Below are 21,084 nucleotides of genomic sequence, written 5' to 3'. Positions count from 1 at the left end.
GACGGTAACCGACAGCCCGGCCGTTTGCCCGGCGGGCCGTCCGACATCCGGCCAGTCGAATGACAGGGGGTGCGGTTAGGCTTGGTGTGTTGGCGGTTGCCCCGCCAGCGCCCTGTGAGTGCTCATCGAGCACCTAGACAATCCGGGGCTGTGATGAGGCGGCTCCACCTTCACCCGAAGGAGTCGACTCTTGTCTGACACCGCATCCATCCGCCTTCCCCGCACCGGCTCGATCGGCATCCGGCCCGCAAAGGCCAAGGCCCGTCGCGCCGAGCGTGCGGCTCGGGCCGTTCGCGAACCTCGCTCACCCCGGGCGGCCTTCGTCGCCGGCACCTACGTGGTCGTCGACGCCGAGTACGCGGCACGCCCCGCCGGCACATTCACCGGCGTGGCAAGCGACGCGCGAGCCGACGGCACGTTCGTGTCGGCCGACCAGGCTTTCGCGGGCCGTGTCGCCGGGTCGTACATCGGCTAGCTGAGGCCCTGCCGGCCTAGTCGCTGGCGCCGGTGGCAGCGCCGTCTACTCGCTGGCGTTGCCCTCTCCTCGCGAGATGGCCGAACCTACCGCGGACCCACCGTCGCGGCCCGAGTTCAGGTCATCTCGCGAGACTGCGTGGGCGCGGCAGTTTCGCCGTGCGTCAATTCGACACGGCGCGAAACGCCCCTGCGGAGGTGCCAGCCCGCGCACGCGACCCCCACGGGCGGCGACCTCGCGTGAATCGGCCAAGGTCACAGCGCCGCGGCGCGCGAGGTTGGCCGATCCTCGTCGCCTCGCCCGCCCCGGGTATGCAGGTGGCCGACGCACCCCCGGTTGGCCAAACAACCCCCGGCTGCCAGGCCCGAACTGGCCATCCGAGGGTGCGTCACCAGCAGACGTGGCCCGGCCGGGCCCGGGCGGGCGAGGCCGAGCCCGAACCAGCCTAGGCCGGACCAACCAGCGACCCGGACAACCCGAGCGATCAGCCCCGGCGCGACCGGCGTCGGTTGTGAACCACAAGAGCCGCACCGCCGAGCAGCAGCAGCGCCCCAATGCCGAGGGGAACAGCGGCGTTGCTTCCGGTCTCAGCGAGCTCGGGCGCAGCAACCCCAGGATCCGCCCCAGCCCCGACCACAACCGGCGCCGCAGTGGCGGTCGGTGTGGGCGACGGCTGGGCGGTCGCGGGCGGCGTCGGTTCGATCGGCGGTGCGAGCGGATCCTCGATGGCTCCGCTCTGGGTCGGCGAAATGAAGTCGCGTGTGTTGGAGGCGTCGCCGTCGATCACGATGACGTACGGCTGGCCTGGGAGCAGGTCGGCCGTGAACGAACCGGCGTCGTCGGTGGTCGTGGTGGCCGTCGGCTCGTCGTCGCCCTCGCGAGTGATCTCGATCGGCGTGTTGGCGAGCGGTTCGCCGTCGTCAGACACGATCGTTCCGGTTGTCTCGACCGTCGGAATGGTGAACGCGAAGTCGAGGCCTGGCGTATCGGCGTCGAGCGTATCGAACGTGATCGGCTGGGCGGCGGTCGCACCCGGCGGCGTCTCGACCGAGACGGTGTAGCCGCTGGTCGATACGAGACCCGGAACGCTCCAGGATCCGTCGCCCCCGCTCGTCGTCGTCGCGACGATCGTGCCCGCGGCGTCGCGAATGGTCAGCGGTGCGTCGCCGTACGCAGTGCCGTTGACCGTGACCGTGCCGGAGGCCGCGAAGGTCTTCGTTGCAAACCAGGTTTGGTAGACGGGGAACCCGCTGCGCTGCTGGTAGTTGATCGTCAGCGTTTTGAGGGGCACGTTCGGGCTGAACCAGGCCGAGGCGCCCTCGGTGTCGGTCGCCGTCGCGTTGCCGATGAGCACGCCGGTCGCGGGGTTCCAGAACGGCACGTCGTTGAGGTTCGCGGAGTCGCACGACGGCCCCTGAGCGCGGTGGCAGTAGTTGTAGGTGCTCTGGAAACCGAGCCCGCTGAGGGGAACGGCGGCACCGGTCGCGTCGGTCGCCGTGATCGTCGCCTGGTCGGCATCGATGTCGCCGAGCACGAACGACCAGCCCGAGGCGGGCGTCGGCGTAGCGAAGGTGTAGGTCGTCACCGCGGGGGAGGTGGCGTTGTCGGCGCTCGGGCGCTGGTTGAGATACGTCTCGCCTCGGCTGGATCCGTAGACGGTACCGGGAGGTGTGGACGGCGCCTGCCAGGTGGAAGCACCCGAGACGGTCGTGGCCTGCCGAGACGTCGACGTGAACGTGGTGTCGGGGAATCCGCCCGCAAGCGTCATCGTGCCCGTGTAAGCGCGAGTCGAGCCGGCGACGGTGAAAGTGCCCCAGGTGTTTGCCTCGGCGGCCGAGGCCGGAGCTGCCCCGACGAGAGCGAGCGTGAGAGCTGTCGCTGTCGCCGTCGCGAAGGCGAGTATCCGCCCCGCCGACCTGCCAGGTGTCGCTGTGTTCATCGTATTTGCCTCCCCGTTGAACCAGATTTATCGAGGCTAAATCACATCGGCCACTCGTGTTGCGTGTTTTTCGCAGGGCAGACAAAGACGCCCGGTGCCAATAGGCTCCGGGCGTCGTCGAAATGGGTCGCTGTTCGGCGAGCCTCAGCGCTTCTTGACGTTCGAGACGGCGTCTTCGGAGTGCGACTTGCTCGAAGCCTTCTCCTTCTTGTCGAGACGCTTCTCTTTGAGGGAGCGAACGGCCGGCTTGGCCGTGCCTTTTTTCGCAGATTTCTCGGCCATGGTGGTGCCTCCTGTCGAAGCCGTGGCGGCTCCGTGGGCACCGAGGCTACGCGGTTTCCGGTTGGACTCCGGTCGGCGCAGGCCAATTGGCAGGTTGGGGGCCGACCGTGTCGCGGCCGTATCGCCGGGGGCTCAGGCGTGAAGCCCCGAGCGATGCGGCTTCGACGGCCACCAGAACGCATCGCGCAGCAGGAACACCAGCGCCGGCACGAGCACCGTGCGCACCACGAGAGTGTCGAGCAGCACGCCGATGCAGACGATCACGCCGATCTGGGTGAGCGCGACGACGGGCAGGACGCCCAGCACGGCGAAGACCGCCGCCAGCAGAATGCCCGCGCTCGTGATCACCGCACCGGTCGAGGCGAGAGCCCGAATCATTCCCTCCCTCGTGCCATGCCGGCCAGCCTCTTCTCGCGCTCTGGTCGTGAGGAAGATGTTGTAGTCGACGCCGAGAGCCACCAGGAAGAGGAAGGCAAAGAGGGTCACGTTCGAGTCAAGAGCATCGAAACCGAACACATGCGTGAACAGGAACATGGAGGCGCCGAGGCTCGCGAAGAACGTAGCCAACACGCTGGCGATCAGGATCACCGGGGCGACGAGCGAGCGGAGCAGGATCAGGAGCACCACGAAGACGATGGCCAGAATGATCGGAATCACGAGGTCTTGATCGTGCTTGGCCGCGTTGTTCGTGTCGAGCGCGGTCGCGTCGCTGCCGCCGACGAGGCTCCTCGCTACCTGCCCACCGGCATCGGCGTAGGCCGTGCGGAGGGCTTCGACGCTGCGGAAGGCGGCGTCGCTCTCGGGTTCGGAGCCTAGCGAGACGCTGATGCGAGTGAGACCGTCGTGTGCCTCGCCGAGCGTGGCCGATTCGACACCTCGAGCGCTTCGGGCGATGGTCTCGGCCTGTTCGGCCACGGCAGTCGGCGCGAGCACGGTCGTGCTGCTCGTGAGCCCCGCCGAGAACGACCGGTCGATCACGGTCTGCGCAGTGACGCTGTCGGGCCTCCCTAAAAGCTGCGCGGTCTGCGACAGGCCCACCGCGTAGCCCGAGAGGCCGAGGCTGAGGACGCCGAGGCCCACCACGGCAGACACGGTCACGATGAGGGGGCGGTGCGACACCCGCCGCCCGAGGCTGGCCCAGAAGCCGTGGGCCTCTCGAGTTGTCAGGCCGCTAGCACTAGCGCCAGCGCGGGCTCGGGACCCTTCGGCCGGGCCGGTCGTGTCTGCGCGGTCGTCGGCGTGCTCACCGGCACGCGGTACGAACGGCCAGAAGAGCCCGCGACCGCAGACCACGAGAGCGGCGGGCAGCGCGATGAGCGCAAAGAGGATCGCGACGACGACGCCGACCGCACAGGCAAAGCCCAAGGCCCGGTTGCTCGACAGGGAGGCGAGCAGCAGCGTGATCAAGCTGAGGGCGACGGTCCCGCCGGATGCCGCTATAGCGGGGCCGGCACTCGTGTACGCGGTCCGCATCGCGCGGAAGCGGTCGGGCGTGCGCGTGAGCTCTTCGCGGTAGCGGGCCACGAGCAGGAGGGCGTAGTTGGTGCCCGCTCCGAAGACGAGCACTGACAGGATTCCCGAGATCGAGGCGTCGACAGTCAGGCCGAGAGGCTCGGCAAGGGCCCGCACGACGACGCCGGCCAGCCCGTCGGCGGCACCCACGACGGCGAGCGGGATGATCCACAGCACGGGGCTTCGGTACGTCACGATGAGGAGGACGGCGACCACGACCACGGTGACGAGTAGGAGGCGGAAGTCGGCTCCCGCGAAGCTGTTCGCGATGTCGTCCTGGAAGCCCACGGGCCCGGTCAGCTGCGCCGTCAGGCCGTTCGGCAGCCCCCGGGTAGCTGTGTCTCGCAGTTCGGTTGCGGCCGCCGAGACGTCTTTTTCGACTGTCGCGCTCGAGAGGGGTACCGCGACGAGAGCGGCCGTCCCGTCGTCGCTGAATTGAGGCCGAACCGCGTCGGGCACGGTCGAGCCACTCGCGAGAGCTGTTGCGCTGTCGGCGATGGCGGCCCGCTCTGCGGTGGTCAGACTGGCCTCACTATGCGAGTAGACCAGGATGCCCACCGTGGTGTCGGCAGACGGGAAGCCCTTCAGCAGCTCTGCGATCTGGGCCGATTCGGCGGAGTCCGGGAGCCCGGAGGCGGGGAAGGAGTCGCTAGCCGGCTTCGGCAGGAAGGCGAACAGCAGCGCGACGGCCACGGCGGTCAGCGCGAGGACCAGCCACGAGGATCGGCGCGAACGGAAGGCGGAGGAGAGGCGACGGATGACTGTTCCTTAGATGAGTGAAGTCTTAGTAACTAAGAGTTATAGTCTAGTCGGCTAGATTGTGCAACGACGACGACGAAGAAAGGGGGCGGCGGTGCAAGGCCCACACGATCACAGCAGCACAAACGAGGGCAGTACTGAGCAGGGCAGCAGCCCGGCCGAGCGCGCGATGCGCCGCGAGATGGTGTCGCGGCTCCAAGCGCTCACGGCCGACTCCCGCACAGTCGCGACAAACTTCTCCTCCGAGCACGGCCTCTCGTCGAACGACTTCGACGCTCTTCTCTTCGTCATGCAGCAGGAGCAGTCCGGTACGCCTGCCACCCCGGGGCGGATCGCCGACAACCTCGGCCTCACCTCCGGGGCCGCGACCGGCGTCATCGATCGGCTCGCTAAGAGGGGTCACGTCGAGCGTCGACGGGACGCGGGGGATCGGCGCATCGTCCGGGTCCATTTCGCGCAGGCAGCTCGCGAGGTCGCCTCCGAGTTCTTCGCCCCGCTGGGCGTGCTGACCGACGACGTCATGTCGCACTACTCGGCCGACGAACTGGCCCTGGTGAGTCGGTTCCTCGGCGAGATGTCGGCGGCAATGCGCACGCATGCCGGGCGCGACGCCTGACGCAGATGCCTCCACCCCCGATCCGTCATGGCATTCACCACACTTCTACATCGCCGAAGCCGCGGTTTCGAGCCGTACCCGGTCGCCCCGAAACCGGTCGAACACCGTCTGGATCGGCTCTCCGTCAACGTCGTAGTAGGTCATCTCCCGTGAGATGAGCGGTGCATTTTCGCTGATGCCGAGCACTCGGGCGGTATGCACGTCGGCCGCGTCGCTGCCGATTGAGACCAGGACTTCGCCTGGGATGGCGCCGAAGAAGTCGTGCAGCACCGATGCCATCGACGCGGGGCCGCTGAGGATGTCGGGGTGGGAGTCGTACCGGGTGGAAAAGTACGCCGTGCGGAGACCGAGGGTCTCGTCGTCGCAGACGAATCGGGTCTCGATGAGCCGCACCGTCGGATCCTGTATTCGGAGTCGTTCGCGGACGAGCGGAAAATTCGGCACGACGCGTTGCTCGAGCGTCTCGAGATAGACGTGCTCGCTGTCCGTGAGGATGTCGGTGAGCGGAATGACCACGCCCAGGTGCGTCACCCGGGTGCCGACACGGCGGCGGCGCTCGACGAAGCCGGTTTCGCTGAGTTGGGTGAGGGCCGCCCGGACCGAGCCGCGGCTGGTGTCGAAGAGCTCCATCAGGTCTTCTTCGGCGAGGGGTGCATCGGGGGCGATGTAGCCGTCGCGGATGGAGGCGCTGATCAGGTCGCGCACTCGTCTCGCCGACACCTGTCGGCCGCGCGCTGAGCCGCCTTTCGATCGCGGATGGTCGGGAGGCGTAGCGGTCATCGTCACTCCTGTCGCACGTCGCCCGGGGGCGATCGAACCGGTTGAACAGTGGCCAGAGCGTAGCAGTCAGAAAGTCGCCACTGGCGTTACGGGAGGTACTCTCACCCTCTCATCAGCATTTTCGGGCGATCGGAGCGGCGATGAAACTCGCTTAATCGTTCGGTTACGTGATTCGTCCACGCCCGAAACGTCGGAGCGACAGCATTGTTTCTACTCGCGGAGGAGGCCTACCCCGAGGCCCCTGTTGTCTTCCCGTGACGACGTGCTGAGAGGCGGACGCATGACCGTGAGAGAGCCCGACGTCGTCGATGACGGCACCCGCGCCGAAGCCGAGCGCCTAGCCGCCCTCGACACCGCGCTGACGTCGAAAGGTCGCTCGCCGGCAGCTGCTCTCTGGTTCGTGCGTCCCATGCTGCTGACCGTCGTCAACATCCTGGTCTTTGTGCTGGTGGCCTTCTTCCTCGTGAAGCTGATCCCGGGCGACCCTGTCGTCTCGGCCACTGCAGGGCGGCTCAGCGGCAGCGCTCTTGAGGCGGCCCGCGAATCCTACGGTCTCACCGGCACCTGGATCCAGCAGCTCGGCACCTACCTCGGCCAGCTCGCCCACTTCGACCTTGGAACCTCGATCGCAACCGGCCGGCCCGTCGCGCAGGACTTCGCGACAAGGATCCCGGCCACGCTCGAACTGGTCTTGTCAGGGCTCGTTTTCGCCTGCATCGTCTCGCTCCTCGCCGCGCACTTCATCGTGACCCACCGTTCGAATCGCTTCGCGAGGATCCTCACCTCGTATGCCCGCTCCGCCGGGGCCCTGCCCGAGTACGTGATCGGCATCGCGTTCCTGTTCGTCTTCTACGCCGAGCTGCACATCGCTCCGGCTCCGTCGGGTCGGCTCGATCCGATCCTGATCGCGCCGCCCGTGGTGACGAACTTTCCGATCCTCGACTCGCTTCTGGCGGGTGATGGCGAGGCGTTCCAGTCGTACGTCGCGCACCTCGCCCTCCCGGTCATCGTCATGGTGGTCGCCCATTCGCCGCTGCTCATCAAGATGCTGATCCTCAGCCTTGACGAGGCGATCGACGATCCCGCCACGAAGTTCCGCGTCGCTTCCGGTGCCCCGAGGCGGACCATCCTCGCCAGCGTCTACCGCCGGGCGCTGCCCTCGGCGGTCGCCACCCTGGGAATGCTGTTCGGGCTGTTCCTCGGCGGAGCGGTCGTGCTCGAGTCGCTGTTCGGGCTCGGTGGCCTCGGCCAATACGCCGTCGACGCCGTCAACTCGTCGGATGTGTTCGCCCTCCGCTCGTTCCTCGTCGTGGTCGCCGCAATGTGCCTCGTGATCTACCTGATGACCGACCTCGTCACGATGCTCCTCGATTCGAGGCGACGCCCCGGCGTCGCCGAAAAGGACGCCTGATGTCTTTCGACAGCCCCGTCGCCGCCGACACCGAAGAAGAAGCGCCCGCCGCGCCCGCCAGCACGAGCAAGCCCGCCGGTACCCGCCGCAGCGAGTCGCGGTCGGGCTTCTGGCCCCGGCTCGTGCCGTTCGGCATCGTGCTCTTGCTGGCCGTCATCGGCCCGTTCCTCGCGACCCACTCGGCGACCGAGGTCGTCGGCGGCCAGTCGGAGGCGCCCTCGGGGGAGTTCTGGTTCGGCACCGACGCGAACGGGCTCGACATCTACTCGCGGGTCGTCACGGCCTTTCGCCTCGACATCGTCATCGCCCTCTGCATCACGATCATCGCGACGGTCGTCGCCATGGTGGTCGGACTCGTGTCGGGCATGTACCAGAGTAATCGCGGCGTGTCCGGGATCCTCGCTCGGCTTCTCGGTCGTGCCGTCGACCTCGTCCAGTCGATTCCCGTCATGATCGCCGGGCTCGTGATCGTGTCGTTCTTCGGTCGGAACGCGGTGGTGATCACGCTGTCGCTCGCCGTCGTGCTGATCCCGTTCCAGGCCCGGCTCATGCGTACGGAGGTGCTGCGCACCCGCATCGACGGCTACATCGACGCTGCGCGGATGTCGGGGGAGTCGGAGGGGCGACTGCTCGTGCGGCACGTCCTGCCGAACTCGTTCCGGCCGACGATCGAGAACACCTCGACGATCTTCGGTATGGCGATCATCTTCTGCGCGGCCCTCGGGTTTCTCGGTGTCGGTATTCCGACTCCGACGGCCGAGTGGGGCACGATGCTCGCCGCCGGAGCCCCGGACGCCGCTGTCGGACGGTGGTGGTCGGTGCTCTTCCCCGCGGCAGCGCTCGCGCTGTCGGTCTGGTCGGCGTCGCTCGTCGTCGCAGCGTTCGGGGGCAAGCGCCGTACCTCGCACTAGCCCGCTCGTCTTCACCTCCCACAGCGCCACACCCTCCCACCCCCTTCCATTGGAGTGCCCTGCCCATGAGAAACATCAGACGGATCCTCTCCGCCGCGGCCGTCGCCGTCGCCGGAGCCGTAGTCCTCGGAGCCTGCAGCTCTGGGGGCGCGAGCACCTCGGCCAGCACCTTCGTCATCGTCACCGCGGCGCAGCCTGCCAGCTTCTCCTACGAGACCAGCGCCACGGGTTACGAGGCCGCCGAGTTCTTCAAGAACACCGGCGCCTCGCTGCTGCGCAACAAGTACGTGGCGGGCACTGACGGCCAGGCCGAGCATGAGGACTACAACGCGTTCCAGGGGATCCTCGCCAAGAGCTACGACGTGTCGTCGGACGGCCTCACCTACACGTTCCACCTCGATACCGATGCGGAGTCCACGGCCGGCAACAAGCTCACGGCCGACGACGTCATCTGGTCGATGGAGCGCAAGTTCGCGGTCAAGACCAGCATCGTCTCGTTCATCAGCGCCCCCTTCATCACCAAGCCCGACCAGTTCACCAAGGTCGACGACTCCACGGTCACGATGACAGTCGCCAAGAAGAGCTACGGCTACACCGCGCTGTCGCTTCTCTCGAACGTCAGTTACAACGTCTACGACTACACCGAACTCAAGAAGCACATCACCTCGTCCGACCCGTATGCCGTCAAATGGTCGGAGACGAACGCCAACTTTGGCTTCGGCGCGTACGAGCTCACGACCTACACGCCCGGTGAGCAGATGATCTACACGGCCAACCCCGGCTACGCCGAGGGCGAGCCCAAGGTGAAGCGCATCGTCCAGCGCGTCGTCGCCGACGCCGGCCAGCGCTCCAACCTCGTGAAGTCGGGTGACGCGCAGATCGCGACACAGCTCCGCCCAGCCGACCAGGTCGCCCTTGCCGACGAGAAGAAGGCGCAGGTCTTTGACGTTCCAACCAATGCGTACGTCTATATGCCGCTTCTCACGACAGACGGTCCGTTCAAGGACGTCGCGGTTCGGCGGGCGCTCGCCTACGCCATCCCCTACGACAAGATCAACGAGAACGTCTATCACGGTCGTGCCGCGTCCATCTCCACGATTCTCTCGTCGGCCGACCCCGGGTTCGACGCCGACGGCCTGAAGGCGAACGAGACCGACGTGGCGAAGGCGAAGTCGATCCTCGCCGATGCCGGTTACACCTCCGACATCAAGTTCACCCTCACCGTCAACAATTCGGTGCCGGATCTGAACGAGACCGCCGTCCAGATCCAGACGGGTGCGAAGGCCGCCGGATTCGATGTCACCATCGACGCGGTCAACTCCTCGGCCTTCCAGGCGGGGCTCGCCGCGAAGTCGTTCGATGCGTCGCTCGGCCGCGACTACGCGGTCGTGCAGTCACCGCCTTACGTGCTCTCGCTCTTCTACACGGCGGGTTCGCCCATCAACTGGCCGAACTTCGAGTCGGACGCGCTCGACAAGGCGATCGCCGACGGAAACGCCGCAGGAGAAGCCACCGGGAGTAAGGCCGGCACTTACTGGAACGCCGCGCAGAAGGTCCTCCAGGATCAGCAGCCGACGATCTACATCAACTACGTGCAGCCCCTGAATGCCTTTGCGAACGATGTCGACGGGTATGTGTTCCGCTCCGACAACGTCATCGACTACTCGCAGCTGAGCGTCTCGTCCGACTAGGCGAGACACCCGGGTCGGCGTTGCATCCCCCCGTGCGGCGCCGGCCCACCCCCTCCACTTCTCTTCGACAGGAGACCACCGTGACCGAACCGACAGTCCTCCGGATCCGCGACCTGAGCGTCGCCTACGGCTCGAACATCGCCGTGAAGGAGGCGAACCTCGAGGTCCGACGCGGTGAGCGCGTCGCCATAGTCGGAGAATCAGGATCCGGCAAGACCAGCCTCGGCAACGCCATCGCGGGCTTCCTCGACACGTCCGTGGCCCGAGTCGACGTCGACACCCTCGAACTCGACGGCGTCAGCCTCCGGAGAGAAGGCGAGGCGTCGCGGATTCCGCAGCGCACGCCGGGCCTGTCGATGATCTTCCAAGACGCCATGTCGTCGCTCGACCCGGTGTGGACCATCGGCTCGCAGCTGATCGCCGTACTCCGCGCCACCGAGAAGGTCGGCAAGAGGCAGGCCCGCGTCGATGCGCTCGCCAAGCTCCGAAGCGTCGGCATCACCGACCCCGAGCGGGTCATGGGCGCGAAGTCGCACGAGCTCTCCGGCGGTATGCGGCAGCGGGTCATGATGGCGATCGCACTCTCGTCGAAGCCCGCCCTGCTCATCGCCGACGAGCCCACCAGCGCGCTCGACGCCTCTCTCGCCGTCGGCGCCATGCAGCTCATGGTCGACCTTGCCGAGCAGGAGGGAACCGCCGTGCTGATGATCACCCACGACATCGAGCTGTGCCGCAAGTTCACCGACTTCGTCATCGTGATGTACCACGGCGAGATCGTCGAGCAGATCGCCTCGAAAGACCTGCACAACGCAAAGAATCCTTATACCCGTGGCCTCCTCGAGTGCATCCCGACGCTCGCGTCGGCCCGTCTCGACGAGCTCCCGACCCTCGAGTCGGTCCGTGCTCGACTCGAAGGAGAAGCCGCATGAGCACCGTGATTAACGCCGAAGGATCCGGCGCGGCACGTTCCGTCACCGGCGTGCGGATCGAGGCGGTCGCCGTCCGCAAGAGCTACGGCCGCAAGACGGCCGTTCAGGATGTCTCGTTCGTGCTGGCTCCCGGGGAACGCGTCGGCATCGTCGGCGAATCAGGATCCGGCAAGTCCACGATGGCGAAGATCGTCACGGGCCTCTCGAGGTCGACCGCCGGCACCATCACGGTCGACGGAAAAGAGCTCAACTCGCTGCTCTCGACGCAGAAGGGGCGACTCGACTACCGCCGTCGCGTGCAGCTCGTCGCGCAGGACACCACGTCGACCTTCGATCCGCGCCACCGGATCCGCGAGTCGCTTCGCGTTCCGGCCCAGCTCCTCGCCGGGCACGACGTGAGAGACGCAGACGTCGCGATCGGCGAGATCACCGCTGAGCTCGGCATCGACCCGGCCTGGGTTGACCGCTATCCGGGAGAGCTCTCGGGCGGCCAGCGGCAACGCATGTCGATCGCCCGAGCCCTCATCGTCCGCCCCGACCTCCTGGTCTGCGACGAAGCCGTCTCGGCCCTCGATGTGTCGGTGCAGGGCGTCGTTCTCAACCTGCTTAGGCGCTACAGCGTCGAGCACGGGGCCGGGCTCATGTTCGTGTCGCACGGGCTACCCGCCACGGCGTTCATCACACGCGAGCTCGTCGTGATGAACGAGGGCCGCGTGGTCGAGTCCGGTCGCACCCTCGAGGTGCTCGAGCATGCCAAACACCCGTATACGCAGAAGCTCGTCGGAGCGTACGAGGCCGTCGAAGACGTCCCTGCCGCGTAGTCCGATTTCTCTCCCCCACCATGAAAGGCAGCACATGTTCCATCTCACCTGGTTCCTCGGCGACGGCTACGGCATCCACCCGTGGAGCGCCACGAACGGCGACGGCCCCTGGGTCGGGCGCAATGCCCACGACTGGACAGACCCCGCCATCTACATCGACATGGCCACCAGCCTCGAGCGCGCCGGCTTCGACTACATACTCATCGAAGACACGGCCATGGTCGAAGACAGCTACAACGGCAGTGCCGACACCTCGCTCCGCCGCGGCTTCATGGCACCGAAGAGCGACCCGATGCCTCTCGTGCCGCTCATGACGCAGGCCACGAAGCACATCGGCATCATCCCGACGGTCTCGACGATCCAGTACCCGCCCTACCTCGCGGCGCGGCTCTATACGACGCTCGACCATCTGACCAAGGGGCGCATCGGTATGAACGTCGTCACGAGCGTCACCGACCGGGTCGCCCAGAACTACGGCTACGAGAAACACCTCGATCACGACGAGCGATACGAGATGGCCATGGAGTGGACCGACGTCGTGCTGCAGCTGCAGCAGTCGTGGGAGGAGGGCGCTGTCATCGCCGATCCGGAGAAGGGCGTCTACGCCGACCACACGAAGGTGCACCCCATCGATTTCGAGGGCAAGTACTTCAAGTCGCGCGGCCCGCTCAACACCATTCCCGGCCCTCAGCGGACGCCCCCGATCTGCTCGGCCGGAAGCTCGGGCCCGGGTCGCGACCTCGCCGCCAAGTACGACGACACCATGATCTCGATGGTGCGCGACGGCGCAGGCGGTCGTGCGTATCGCGACGACATGCGGGAGCGCGTGGCCGCCTACGGCCGCAACCCCGACGACGTGAAGTTCATGTTCCTCGTGACACCGACCATCGCGGCGACCGACGAGGAGGCGTGGGCGCAGGTCGAGGCCGCGAGGTCCTATCGCGCCAGCGACAAGGGCATCGAGTACAACCTCTGGAACATGTCGTACACCTCCGGTGGTCGCATCGACTTCGGAGGCATCGACCCCGACACCCTCATCAAAGACATCGACCTGTCGAAGCAGAACGGCGAGCACACGTCGATCAAGAACCTCTTCGAAGGGCACGACGACAAGACTCTCCGCGAGGTCGTCGCGTCGTCGCACCAGGTGAGCGACATGGGTCTCTGGGGGTCGCCCGACACGGTAGCCGGCAAGATGGGCGATCTGATGGAAGAGATCGGCGGCGACGGATTCCTCATCTACATGCCGACCACGCGCATGAACTTCGCCATTGTGGCCGATGGGCTCGCACCGGCCCTCCGTCGACGGGGCCTGATCCGCGAGGAGTACACCGGGTCGACCCTGCGGGAGAACCTGCTGGCGTTCTGATCGAGCAGGGTCGGGTCGGATCCTTCGGCACGGGGAGCCGGCCCGACCCCTCGCGTACCCTCGAAGCATGAGCTCCACGCGGTACGTCTCGGCCCTCGACCTCTTCTCCGTGGGGATCGGCCCGTCGTCGTCGCACACGGTCGGTCCGATGCGGGCCGCGAGCCGCTTTGTCGCCGAACTCCTCGGATCCTTCGCTTCGAACGGTCAGCCACCCGAGCAGATCGCGAGCGTCGAGGTCGTCCTCTACGGGTCGCTCGCCGCCACGGGCCTCGGCCACGGCACCCTCGACGCAGTCCTCGCGGGCCTGCAGGGGCTTGAGCCGGAGACCTGCGACCCCGACGACGTGCGGGGGTTGCGCGACAGGATCGAGAGCGCAGGATCCCTCACCCTCGCCGGCCAGATCACCATTCCCTTCGGTCGCGACGACCTCCGCCTCGCGCCCCTGACCCGCTTGCCCGAGCACCCGAATGCCCTCTCGTTCGAGGCGCGCGATGCGGCTGGTGCGAGCCTCGGGCGCGACGTGTACTTCTCGGTCGGCGGTGGATTCGTGGTTCGCGAAGGAGAAGCGGATCGCCCCCTGCCGACTCGCGAAGCGCCGCTCGGCTTTGCCACGGCAGCCGAGCTGCTGGAGGTCTGTGATCGCGCCGGCCTCTCGATCGCCGATGTCGCCTGGCAGAACGAGGTTGCACTCCACGGGGTCGACGCCCTCGAGGCGGGCCTCGAGGAGCGCTGGTCGGCAATGGAGGAGTGCATCCATGCCGGACTCTCGACAACGGGCGTCATGCCCGGCTGGATGCAGGTGCCGCGTCGCGCTCATGACGTCGCGGCGCATCTCACCGCCGAGGAGGCCGGGGGAGCGGCTGTTCCCGACGCGCCGCACCGCTGGCTCCAGGCGTTTGCGCTCGCGGTCAATGAGGAGAACGCCGGCGGAGGGCGGGTCGTCACGGCGCCGACGAACGGCGCGGCCGGAATCATCCCGGCGATCGGCAAGTACGCGCTGACCTTCCTCGGCATCTCGCGAGAGTCGATCGTGCGCGACTACCTGCTGACCGCGGCCGTCGTCGGATCCTTGTACAAGCGCAACGCGTCGATCTCGGGCGCGGAGGCCGGATGCCAGGGCGAGGTCGGAACAGCCGCGTCGATGGCGGCGGCCGGGTTGTGCGCGGTGCTCGGGGGAACAGTGCGTCAAATCGAGAACGCCGCCGAGATCGCGATGGAGCACCACCTCGGCCTGACCTGCGACCCGGTCGGCGGCTTCGTGCAGGTGCCCTGCATCGAACGCAACGCCATCGCCTCAGGAACCGCCGTGTCGGCCGCCCGCCTGGCGCTGCTCGGTGACGGCTCGCACTTCATCAGCCTCGACACCGTGATCGAGACGATGCGGCAGACCGGGCGCGACATGTCGGCCAACTACAAAGAGACGAGCGCCGCGGGCCTCGCGGTCAACGTCATCGAGTGCTGACCCGGCCCGGCCAACTGGTCGCCCGCGCCCTTTTTGCAAATTCGAAGGAAAAACGCGCGCTCAGCCCGAAAGTGAGGCGGATCCGGGGCCCTCAGCCCAGAAATCTCCTTCAAATTTGCAGGGCGAGCACCCCGCAGATCAGCGCGCCAGCAGCCGGCCAACCGCAGCAGACGTGAACGCCGGATCCTGCGCAACTGCCTCGCCGTCGAGCGTCACCACCGGCGCGATCTGCCGACCCGACGATGCCAGCCACAGCGCCGACGCCGCCCGCAGCTCGTCGACCGTGATCGAGCGGTACTCCGTCGCTGCTCCTCGCCCCTCGGCATCCGCGAAGAACGCCGCCTGCGTCGTCCCTTCCAACACCCCGAGCGACGACGGCGTCGTCACGTAGACGCCATCGATGAGCGCGATGACCGTCGAGTTCGGCCCTTCGAGCACGATGCCGTCGGTCGAGATGAAGATGACGTCGTCGGCTCCGCGCCGGCCCGCCTCGCGAAGGGCGGCCTTGTTCACGGCGTACGAGAGGGTCTTCGCGCCCTGCAGCAGCCACGGTGACGTGGTCGCGACGTCGCTCCGGTAGCCGCGGTCGAGCGTCACCACCGAGATCCCGCCCTCGCGTTCGTGGTCGTAGGGGCCCGACGAGAACAGGTGGACCCACCCGGTCGCCGTGTCGTCCCCGCCCTCGATACCACGCGTGTAGATCAGTTTGACGAGGAGCTCCTCGCTGGCAGCATCGGGCCCGGCCAGCTCAATGCTCTGAAGCACGGCCGACTGCCAGACATCCAGCGGCGGCTCCGGCAGGTCGAGCATCGCCGCCGACTTCGCGAGTCGGTCGAGATGCGGTTCAAGCGCCTGCGGGCGTCCGCCGACCACGCCGATGCTCTCGAACACGCCGTCTCCGCGCGTCACTCCGAAGTCGAGCACCGACACCTGGGGAGCATCAGGATCCGCCGCCCGCACTTCGATATCACCCGACGAATCGGTGCGGAGCATCAGCAGAATCGGCTTCACTGTCATACCCCGACGGTACCGTTCTGTCATGGCCACTGCGCGACGACCGACGAAGAAATCCACCGGCGACGAGGTCGAGGCGCCCCGCGTCGACGATCCCGACCTGGATGCCGAATCATTGGTCTCCGGGTCGGCCGAAGACCTGGGGTCGCGCGAATCACACGACGGCGTGCGCTTCGACGGCGGCGACCTCACCGACTACGACCTCGAGGGCTCGAGCTTCAGGGAGTGCATCTTCGACGGCGTGAGCCTCGGGGGAGCGCGGCTCCGGGGAGGCCGGTTCGTCGAGTCGCGCTTCGTCGACTCGTTCGCGCCCGAGCTCAAGGCCGCTCGCACGACCTGGCGGGCCGTCCGACTCGATCGGCCGCGGTGGGGGTCCGCCGAGCTGTTCGACTCCGAGATCGAGTCGCTGCGCCTCTCGGGCGGCAAGATCGACTACCTCAACCTGCGCTCGTCGACGCTCACCGACGTGGTCATCGAGGGCTGCTCGATCGGTGAACTCGACCTGGGTGGGGCCGTCGCTACCCGGGTGTCGCTTGTCGACTGCCGCCTGGGCTCGCTCGATGTCACGGGCGCCCGGTTGGCATCGGTCGACCTCCGCGGTGCGACCTTCGACCGGGTCGACGGGCTCGAGGGGCTGTCGGGGGCCGTGATCGACGAGTTCCAGCTCAGCCTGCTCGCACCGCTGCTGGCCGCGCAGGTCGGGCTGATCGTCCGCTGAGAGGTACGTTCCTGCGGCGGAGGCGGCGGATCCTTGGTTTCCCGGTCTTTTTGGCCGTGCGCGGGCGGCGAAATGTCGACGGACGTAATGCGTAAGACAGCCGTAACAATCCGGTGCTAACTTGAGAATCAAGCAACGCGCTCCGGGGTCAGTGAGATTCTGAACCGGCGGTATAGTCCGCGACCCGCCTGTGAACCGCGATCATCACGATCGCGGCGACCAGTCGGCTGAACTGGTGTGATTCCAGTACCGACGGTGAAAGTCCGGATAGGAGGCAGCGCGTGCCCGTGCACACCTTTGTTTCCTGGTGCGCGGGTGGCGGCCATCGGTCGACCGTTCCCCGGAGTGCTCTGTCATCACCATCGACATCACTGACCGGAGGCCCCACGTGTTCACGGGAATCATCGAAGAGCTGGGCGAGATCGTCCAGGTCGACGCCGGAGACGACTCCGTCCGCCTGACCGTCCGCGGGCCGCTCGCCGTCGACGGCGTGCACCACGGCGACTCGATCGCCGTCAGCGGCGTGTGCCTCACTGTGGTCGCGTCGACCGACGAGACGTTCACGGCCGACGTCATGCGGCAGACCCTCGTCATGAGCACGATCGGAGACCTGACCGCAGGATCCCGCGTCAACCTCGAGCGGGCAGCGCGCGTCGGAGATCGACTCGGCGGCCACATCGTGCAGGGTCACGTCGACGGCACCTCCGAGCTCCTCGAGATCCACCCCGGCGACGCCTGGCGCCGACTGCGCTTCAGCCTGTCGCGAGAGCTCGCACCGCTTCTCGTCAACAAGGGCTCGGTCACCCTCGAGGGCGTGAGCCTGACCGTGAGCGACATCTCGGAGCCCGGAGCCGCCGACGGGTGGTTCGAGGTGTCGCTGATTCCCGAGACGCTCGCCGCGACGACGCTGGGGCAGAAGTCCATCGGCGATCGGGTCAATGTCGAGACCGACGTGCTGGCGCGTCACGTGCGTCGCATGCTGCGGATCGACGAGATCCAGACGGTGGGGACGGCTCTGTGACCGTGACCACCTCGCTCGACACCATCGATACCGCGCTGGAGCAACTGCGCCTGGGGCGTCCGGTGATCGTCGCCGACGACGAGTCGCGAGAGAACGAGGGCGACATCATCCTCTCGGCCGAGCTCGCCTCGAAGGAGTGGCTGGCCTGGCTGGTCCGCTACTCATCGGGATTCGTGTGTGCGCCGATGACGGCCGAGATCGCCGACCGGCTCGACCTGCCGCCGATGGTCGCCCACAACGAAGACGTTCGGGGCACGGCCTACACGATCAGCGTCGACGCGGCGTCGGGCGTGACGACCGGCATCTCGGCGCACGACCGAGCCCGGACCCTGCGGGTGTTGGCCGACCCCGAGTCGGTCCGCTCCGACCTGCACCGGCCCGGCCACATCCTGCCGCTCCGCGCGGTCGCGGGCGGTGTCCGGGTGCGCAACGGACACACCGAGGCGGCTGTCGACCTCATGATCGCCGCGGGGCTCCAGCCGGTCGGCGTGATCAGCGAGATCGTCGCCGACGACGGCGAGATGATGCGGTTGCCGGCCCTGCGCGAGTTCGGTGCTCGCGAGGGCGTGCCGGTCATCACGATCGCCCAGCTCGTCGACTGGCTCGACGCACCAGCCCAGACCACCACGTCCGACAGCACGTCAGAATTTGAAGGAGAAACCGCATGAGCGGCGAGGGAGCACCCACTACCAGCGACATCGACGGCACGGGAGTCCGTGTCACGGTCGTCTCAGGCACCTGGCACACGGTCATCGCCGAAGGCCTTCTCGCCGGAGCGCTCCGGTCGCTCAAGGCCATGAACGCCACGGTCTCGGTCGTGCGGGTGCCCGGCAGCTTCGAGCTTCCGGTCGTGGCGAAGGCCGCCCTCGAGAACGGTGCCGACGCGGTCGTCGCCCTCGGAGTCATCATCCGCGGCGGTACGCCCCACTTCGAATACGTCTCGGACGCCGCGACCTCTGGGCTTACCCGAGTGGCGATCGACACGGGCAAGCCCGTCGGCTTCGGGCTGCTCACCCTCGACGACGAGCAGCAGGGAATCGACCGGGCCGGTTACCCCGACTCGAAAGAAGACAAGGGTGCGGAGGCCGCTTCGGCCGCGGTCGAGACGGTTTTGACGCTGCGTCAGCTTGCGGCAGCGTCGGTCAACGTCGCCTGACCGCTGTTCCAACGGCACAGACCCGCGCGACCGGCACAGACCCGCATAGTCGGCCCAGACCCGCACGATCGGCCTAAACACCTGCCCTAGCCGGGCTGTTTATGCCGATCGTGCGGGTCTGTGCCGATCAGGCGTGTGCAGGCCCATCATGTGGGTGTAGATCGCACCCTCACGAGACGCCGGGCGCTCCGCTCGCCTACGCGAACACCTCGCCGAAGAAGGTCTGCATCGCGGCCCACGACCGGCGATTGGCAGTGGCCTGGAAGGCGGCGCCGTGCTCGGGCGCGTCGGCGTCCGGAACGGCGAACGCGTGAAGGGCGCCGGAGTAGGTGACGACCTGCCAGTCGTCGGATCCTGCGCTCTTCATCTCGTCTTCGAACGCGACCACGTCGCTCGGCGGAACAACCGGGTCGTCCGCCCCCGTCAGCACGAGGACCGGCGCGCTGACCGAGTCGGGCTCGGCAGGCGCGCCCGTCTTCAGGCCGCCGTGGAACGAGACCACGCCCGCCACATTCGCTCCGGCGCGCACCGCCTCGAGCGAGGCCGAGCCGCCGAAGCAGTAGCCCATGATCGCGATTCGCTCCGGATCGACGCCCGGGGTCGCGCGGAGCACGTCGAGGTTTGCCAGCACGCGCTCGCGAAAGAGGTCGGTGTCGCCATAGAACTTGCCGGCGAGGGCAGCCGCTTCATCGCCGTTGGCCGGGCGATCGTCGGCACCGTAGATATCGCCCGCGAGAGCGACGTAGCCGAGGCGGGCGAGCATCTCGGCGCGCACTTTCACGTGGTCGACGAGGCCGAACCAGTCGTGGATCACGAGCACGCCGGGGTGAAGGTCGCCACCCTCGGGGCGGGCGACGTAGCCCTCGATGTCGGTGTCACCGGCGGCGTTCATCACGCTTTCGGTGACGACGCCGGAGGTGTCGGGGACGCTGTCGAGCACGTCGCGGAGGGCAGGGGTCAGGGAGTCTCGGTCGAGGGTCACGAGGGGAGGCTACTCCCTGGCGGACGGGTGGTGTCAGTCGGTGACGGGGAGGGGATTGCCGGCGATGAGCCGGGTCACGGCCTGGTGGATGACGGCTGCGCGACGGTCGTCGTTGCGAAGGTGGAGGTTCGTCGTACCGGGTGTCACGAACCATGAGAGAACGAGTCCGAACACGAGGGTGAGCACCTCGTCGGGCCGCCAGTCCGGGCCAATGAGGCCTTCGTTCTGCGCGTCGAGCACGCTCTTTCGGCGGGCGTCGAGCTCTTCGTGGTTGATGACTCCAGGAGCGGCGAACGTCACGCCCTCGATCTGACCCCAGAGCAGAAGGCGCGCGTCGTCACGATGACCCGCGAAGTGCAGATAGAGGCGCGAAGCCCACCCGGGCAGATCGCGAGCGTCCATCGGCACAGCTGCGACCCAGCGGTCGAGCGAGTCGGCCAGGGCCGCATCGAATAGGTCGCGCTTCGTCTTGAAGTGCGCGTACAGCCGCTCTTTGCTGGCCTCGGCCTGACGGGCGATGGTGTCGATTCGCGCCCCGGCGAGCCCTCGCTCTGCGAATTCCGCGTGAGCGGCGAGAAGGAGTCGTTCACGGGGTGGTGTGTCGCGGCGTGCCATTTTTCGAGTGTATTACCCGGGAGGCATCTGATTGACAGGTTTCCGAGAAGAATGGTTCGGTCGAGCGACGGGGGCAGGATCCTGCGGTTCGTCTGCCAGGGTCAGCGTGCGGGGCGCGCCTTCGGGCTCAGCTTGCCGGACGCGCCATCGGGCTCAGCTCGCCGGGCGCGCCATCGGCACATGCACGATGTCGTCCTCGAGAAAATCAGCGCCGTCGCGCACGAACCCGAAGCGGCCGTACCAGCCCTCCAGGCGTGCCTGCGCATCGAGCCGCATCGCTTGCCCGCCGCTGGCATCGACCGCCTGCTGCATCAGCACGCCCGCGTGCCCCTGCCCGCGCGCGGCGACTGCGGTGGCGACGCGTCCGATCCGCCGGACGGAGTCGCCGTCGTCGAGAAGGCGCAGCGTCGCCGTCACCTCGCCGTCGACCTCGGCCCAGAATTGAACGGTGCCCTCTTCGAGGTCGCGCCCGTCAAGCTCCGGGTAAGCGCACTCCTGCTCGACCACGAAGACGTCGACCCGCAGCCGAAGGATCCGATACAGCACGACCGGATCGAGCTCAGCGGTGGGTGCGCGGTGATACGTGACGGTCATCCTCCGAGCGTACCGATCGCCCCTGCG

General features: G+C 67.4%; 20 protein-coding genes, 1 pseudogene and 1 riboswitch. Of the genes and pseudogenes, 13 read left to right on the top strand and 8 right to left on the bottom strand.

The genetic code is table 11. The features are described from left to right. Positions 1-190 precede the first annotated feature (190 nt). Positions 191-475, top strand: coding sequence for a hypothetical protein (locus ITJ49_RS07880; RefSeq protein WP_194603648.1), 285 nt, complete (start codon positions 191-193; stop codon positions 473-475). A gap of 484 nt (positions 476-959) precedes the next feature. On the opposite strand, the gene ITJ49_RS07875 is transcribed toward ITJ49_RS07880, so the two are convergent. The 3 genes from ITJ49_RS07875 to ITJ49_RS07865 all read right to left on the bottom strand — a co-directional run bounded on the left by ITJ49_RS07875 (position 960) and on the right by ITJ49_RS07865 (position 4,901). Further along, positions 960-2,414: a carboxypeptidase regulatory-like domain-containing protein gene (locus ITJ49_RS07875; protein ID WP_194603646.1), complete on the bottom strand. Its 1,455-nt coding sequence runs from the start codon at positions 2,412-2,414 to the stop codon at positions 960-962. A gap of 144 nt (positions 2,415-2,558) precedes the next feature. Further along, on the bottom strand, positions 2,559-2,696 hold the full coding sequence (locus ITJ49_RS07870) for a hypothetical protein (protein WP_194603644.1): 138 nt from the start codon (positions 2,694-2,696) through the stop codon (positions 2,559-2,561). A 132-nt stretch (positions 2,697-2,828) separates the two neighbouring features. Continuing rightward, positions 2,829-4,901: an MMPL family transporter gene (locus ITJ49_RS07865; protein WP_370544416.1), complete on the bottom strand. Its 2,073-nt coding sequence runs from the start codon at positions 4,899-4,901 to the stop codon at positions 2,829-2,831. A 160-nt stretch (positions 4,902-5,061) separates the two neighbouring features. On the opposite strand from ITJ49_RS07865, the gene ITJ49_RS07860 reads away from it, so the two are divergent. Next, positions 5,062-5,583, top strand: coding sequence for a MarR family transcriptional regulator (locus tag ITJ49_RS07860; RefSeq protein WP_194603642.1), 522 nt, complete (start codon positions 5,062-5,064; stop codon positions 5,581-5,583). Between the two features lie 45 nt (positions 5,584-5,628). Here the strand turns inward: ITJ49_RS07860 and ITJ49_RS07855 are convergent, their stop codons facing one another. After that, entirely contained in the window at positions 5,629-6,363 is a 735-nt protein-coding gene (locus tag ITJ49_RS07855) for a GntR family transcriptional regulator (protein ID WP_194603639.1), read from the bottom strand. Positions 6,364-6,643: 280 nt separating this feature from the next. On the opposite strand from ITJ49_RS07855, the gene ITJ49_RS07850 reads away from it, so the two are divergent. The 7 genes from ITJ49_RS07850 (at position 6,644) to ITJ49_RS07820 (ending at position 14,957) form a co-directional block, all read left to right on the top strand. After that, positions 6,644-7,774: an ABC transporter permease gene (locus ITJ49_RS07850; RefSeq protein ID WP_194603638.1), complete on the top strand. Its 1,131-nt coding sequence runs from the start codon at positions 6,644-6,646 to the stop codon at positions 7,772-7,774. Then, a complete protein-coding gene (locus ITJ49_RS07845) occupies positions 7,774-8,685 on the top strand; it encodes an ABC transporter permease (protein WP_194603636.1) in 912 nt (303 codons plus the stop codon). The genes ITJ49_RS07850 and ITJ49_RS07845 overlap by 1 nt, the downstream gene beginning before the upstream one ends. A gap of 65 nt (positions 8,686-8,750) precedes the next feature. After that, the gene (locus ITJ49_RS07840) at positions 8,751-10,376 is read left to right on the top strand and encodes an ABC transporter substrate-binding protein (protein WP_194603634.1); all 1,626 of its coding nucleotides are present in this window, start codon (positions 8,751-8,753) and stop codon (positions 10,374-10,376) included. Between the two features lie 80 nt (positions 10,377-10,456). Beyond that, positions 10,457-11,305 (top strand): ABC transporter ATP-binding protein, encoded by an 849-nt coding sequence (locus ITJ49_RS07835; protein WP_194603631.1) that lies wholly within the window; start codon positions 10,457-10,459, stop codon positions 11,303-11,305. Beyond that, entirely contained in the window at positions 11,302-12,126 is an 825-nt protein-coding gene (locus ITJ49_RS07830; protein ID WP_194603627.1) for an ABC transporter ATP-binding protein, read from the top strand. Before ITJ49_RS07835 ends, ITJ49_RS07830 begins: the two co-directional genes overlap by 4 nt. Before the next feature lie 34 nt (positions 12,127-12,160). Then, positions 12,161-13,495, top strand: a complete 1,335-nt coding sequence (locus ITJ49_RS07825) for an NtaA/DmoA family FMN-dependent monooxygenase (RefSeq protein WP_194603624.1) — start codon at positions 12,161-12,163, stop codon at positions 13,493-13,495. Positions 13,496-13,562: 67 nt separating this feature from the next. Continuing rightward, on the top strand, positions 13,563-14,957 hold the full coding sequence (locus ITJ49_RS07820) for an L-serine ammonia-lyase (protein WP_194603620.1): 1,395 nt from the start codon (positions 13,563-13,565) through the stop codon (positions 14,955-14,957). Between the two features lie 138 nt (positions 14,958-15,095). Here the strand turns inward: ITJ49_RS07820 and ITJ49_RS07815 are convergent, their stop codons facing one another. Further along, positions 15,096-15,974, bottom strand: a complete 879-nt coding sequence (locus ITJ49_RS07815) for an aminodeoxychorismate lyase (protein ID WP_194603617.1) — start codon at positions 15,972-15,974, stop codon at positions 15,096-15,098. Positions 15,975-15,996: 22 nt separating this feature from the next. Here ITJ49_RS07815 and ITJ49_RS07810 point away from each other — a divergent pair, with 22 nt between their 5' ends. From ITJ49_RS07810 to ribH, 4 genes and pseudogenes are all read left to right on the top strand, one after another. Beyond that, positions 15,997-16,689 carry a pentapeptide repeat-containing protein gene (locus ITJ49_RS07810; RefSeq protein WP_194603614.1) on the top strand — a complete coding sequence of 231 codons (693 nt, stop codon included), beginning with the start codon at positions 15,997-15,999 and terminating at the stop codon, positions 16,687-16,689. 133 nt (positions 16,690-16,822) lie between these two features. Then, a riboswitch (FMN riboswitch) is annotated at positions 16,823-16,974 on the top strand. Between the two features lie 103 nt (positions 16,975-17,077). Then, positions 17,078-17,710, top strand: a complete 633-nt coding sequence (locus ITJ49_RS07805; protein ID WP_194603611.1) for a riboflavin synthase — start codon at positions 17,078-17,080, stop codon at positions 17,708-17,710. Positions 17,711-17,712: 2 nt separating this feature from the next. Further along, a pseudogene (ribB, locus tag ITJ49_RS07800) lies at positions 17,713-18,318 on the top strand (3,4-dihydroxy-2-butanone-4-phosphate synthase); the annotation flags it as partial. Between the two features lie 56 nt (positions 18,319-18,374). Next, complete coding sequence (gene ribH / locus ITJ49_RS07795) at positions 18,375-18,866, top strand: 6,7-dimethyl-8-ribityllumazine synthase (protein WP_194603608.1); 492 nt, start codon at positions 18,375-18,377, stop codon at positions 18,864-18,866. A 196-nt stretch (positions 18,867-19,062) separates the two neighbouring features. Here ribH and ITJ49_RS07790 read toward each other — a convergent pair whose 3' ends face one another. From ITJ49_RS07790 to ITJ49_RS07780, 3 genes are all read right to left on the bottom strand, one after another. After that, positions 19,063-19,848, bottom strand: coding sequence for a dienelactone hydrolase family protein (locus ITJ49_RS07790; RefSeq protein ID WP_370544415.1), 786 nt, complete (start codon positions 19,846-19,848; stop codon positions 19,063-19,065). Positions 19,849-19,881: 33 nt separating this feature from the next. Next, entirely contained in the window at positions 19,882-20,463 is a 582-nt protein-coding gene (locus tag ITJ49_RS07785; RefSeq protein ID WP_194603606.1) for a TetR family transcriptional regulator, read from the bottom strand. A gap of 153 nt (positions 20,464-20,616) precedes the next feature. Then, positions 20,617-21,057, bottom strand: coding sequence for a GNAT family N-acetyltransferase (locus ITJ49_RS07780; protein WP_194603603.1), 441 nt, complete (start codon positions 21,055-21,057; stop codon positions 20,617-20,619). Positions 21,058-21,084 lie beyond the last annotated feature (27 nt).

Source organism: Frondihabitans sp. VKM Ac-2883 (assembly GCF_015350875.1).
GTDB lineage: Bacteria > Actinomycetota > Actinomycetes > Actinomycetales > Microbacteriaceae > Frondihabitans.
This window is presented reverse-complemented; position numbering and strand designations above follow the sequence as displayed.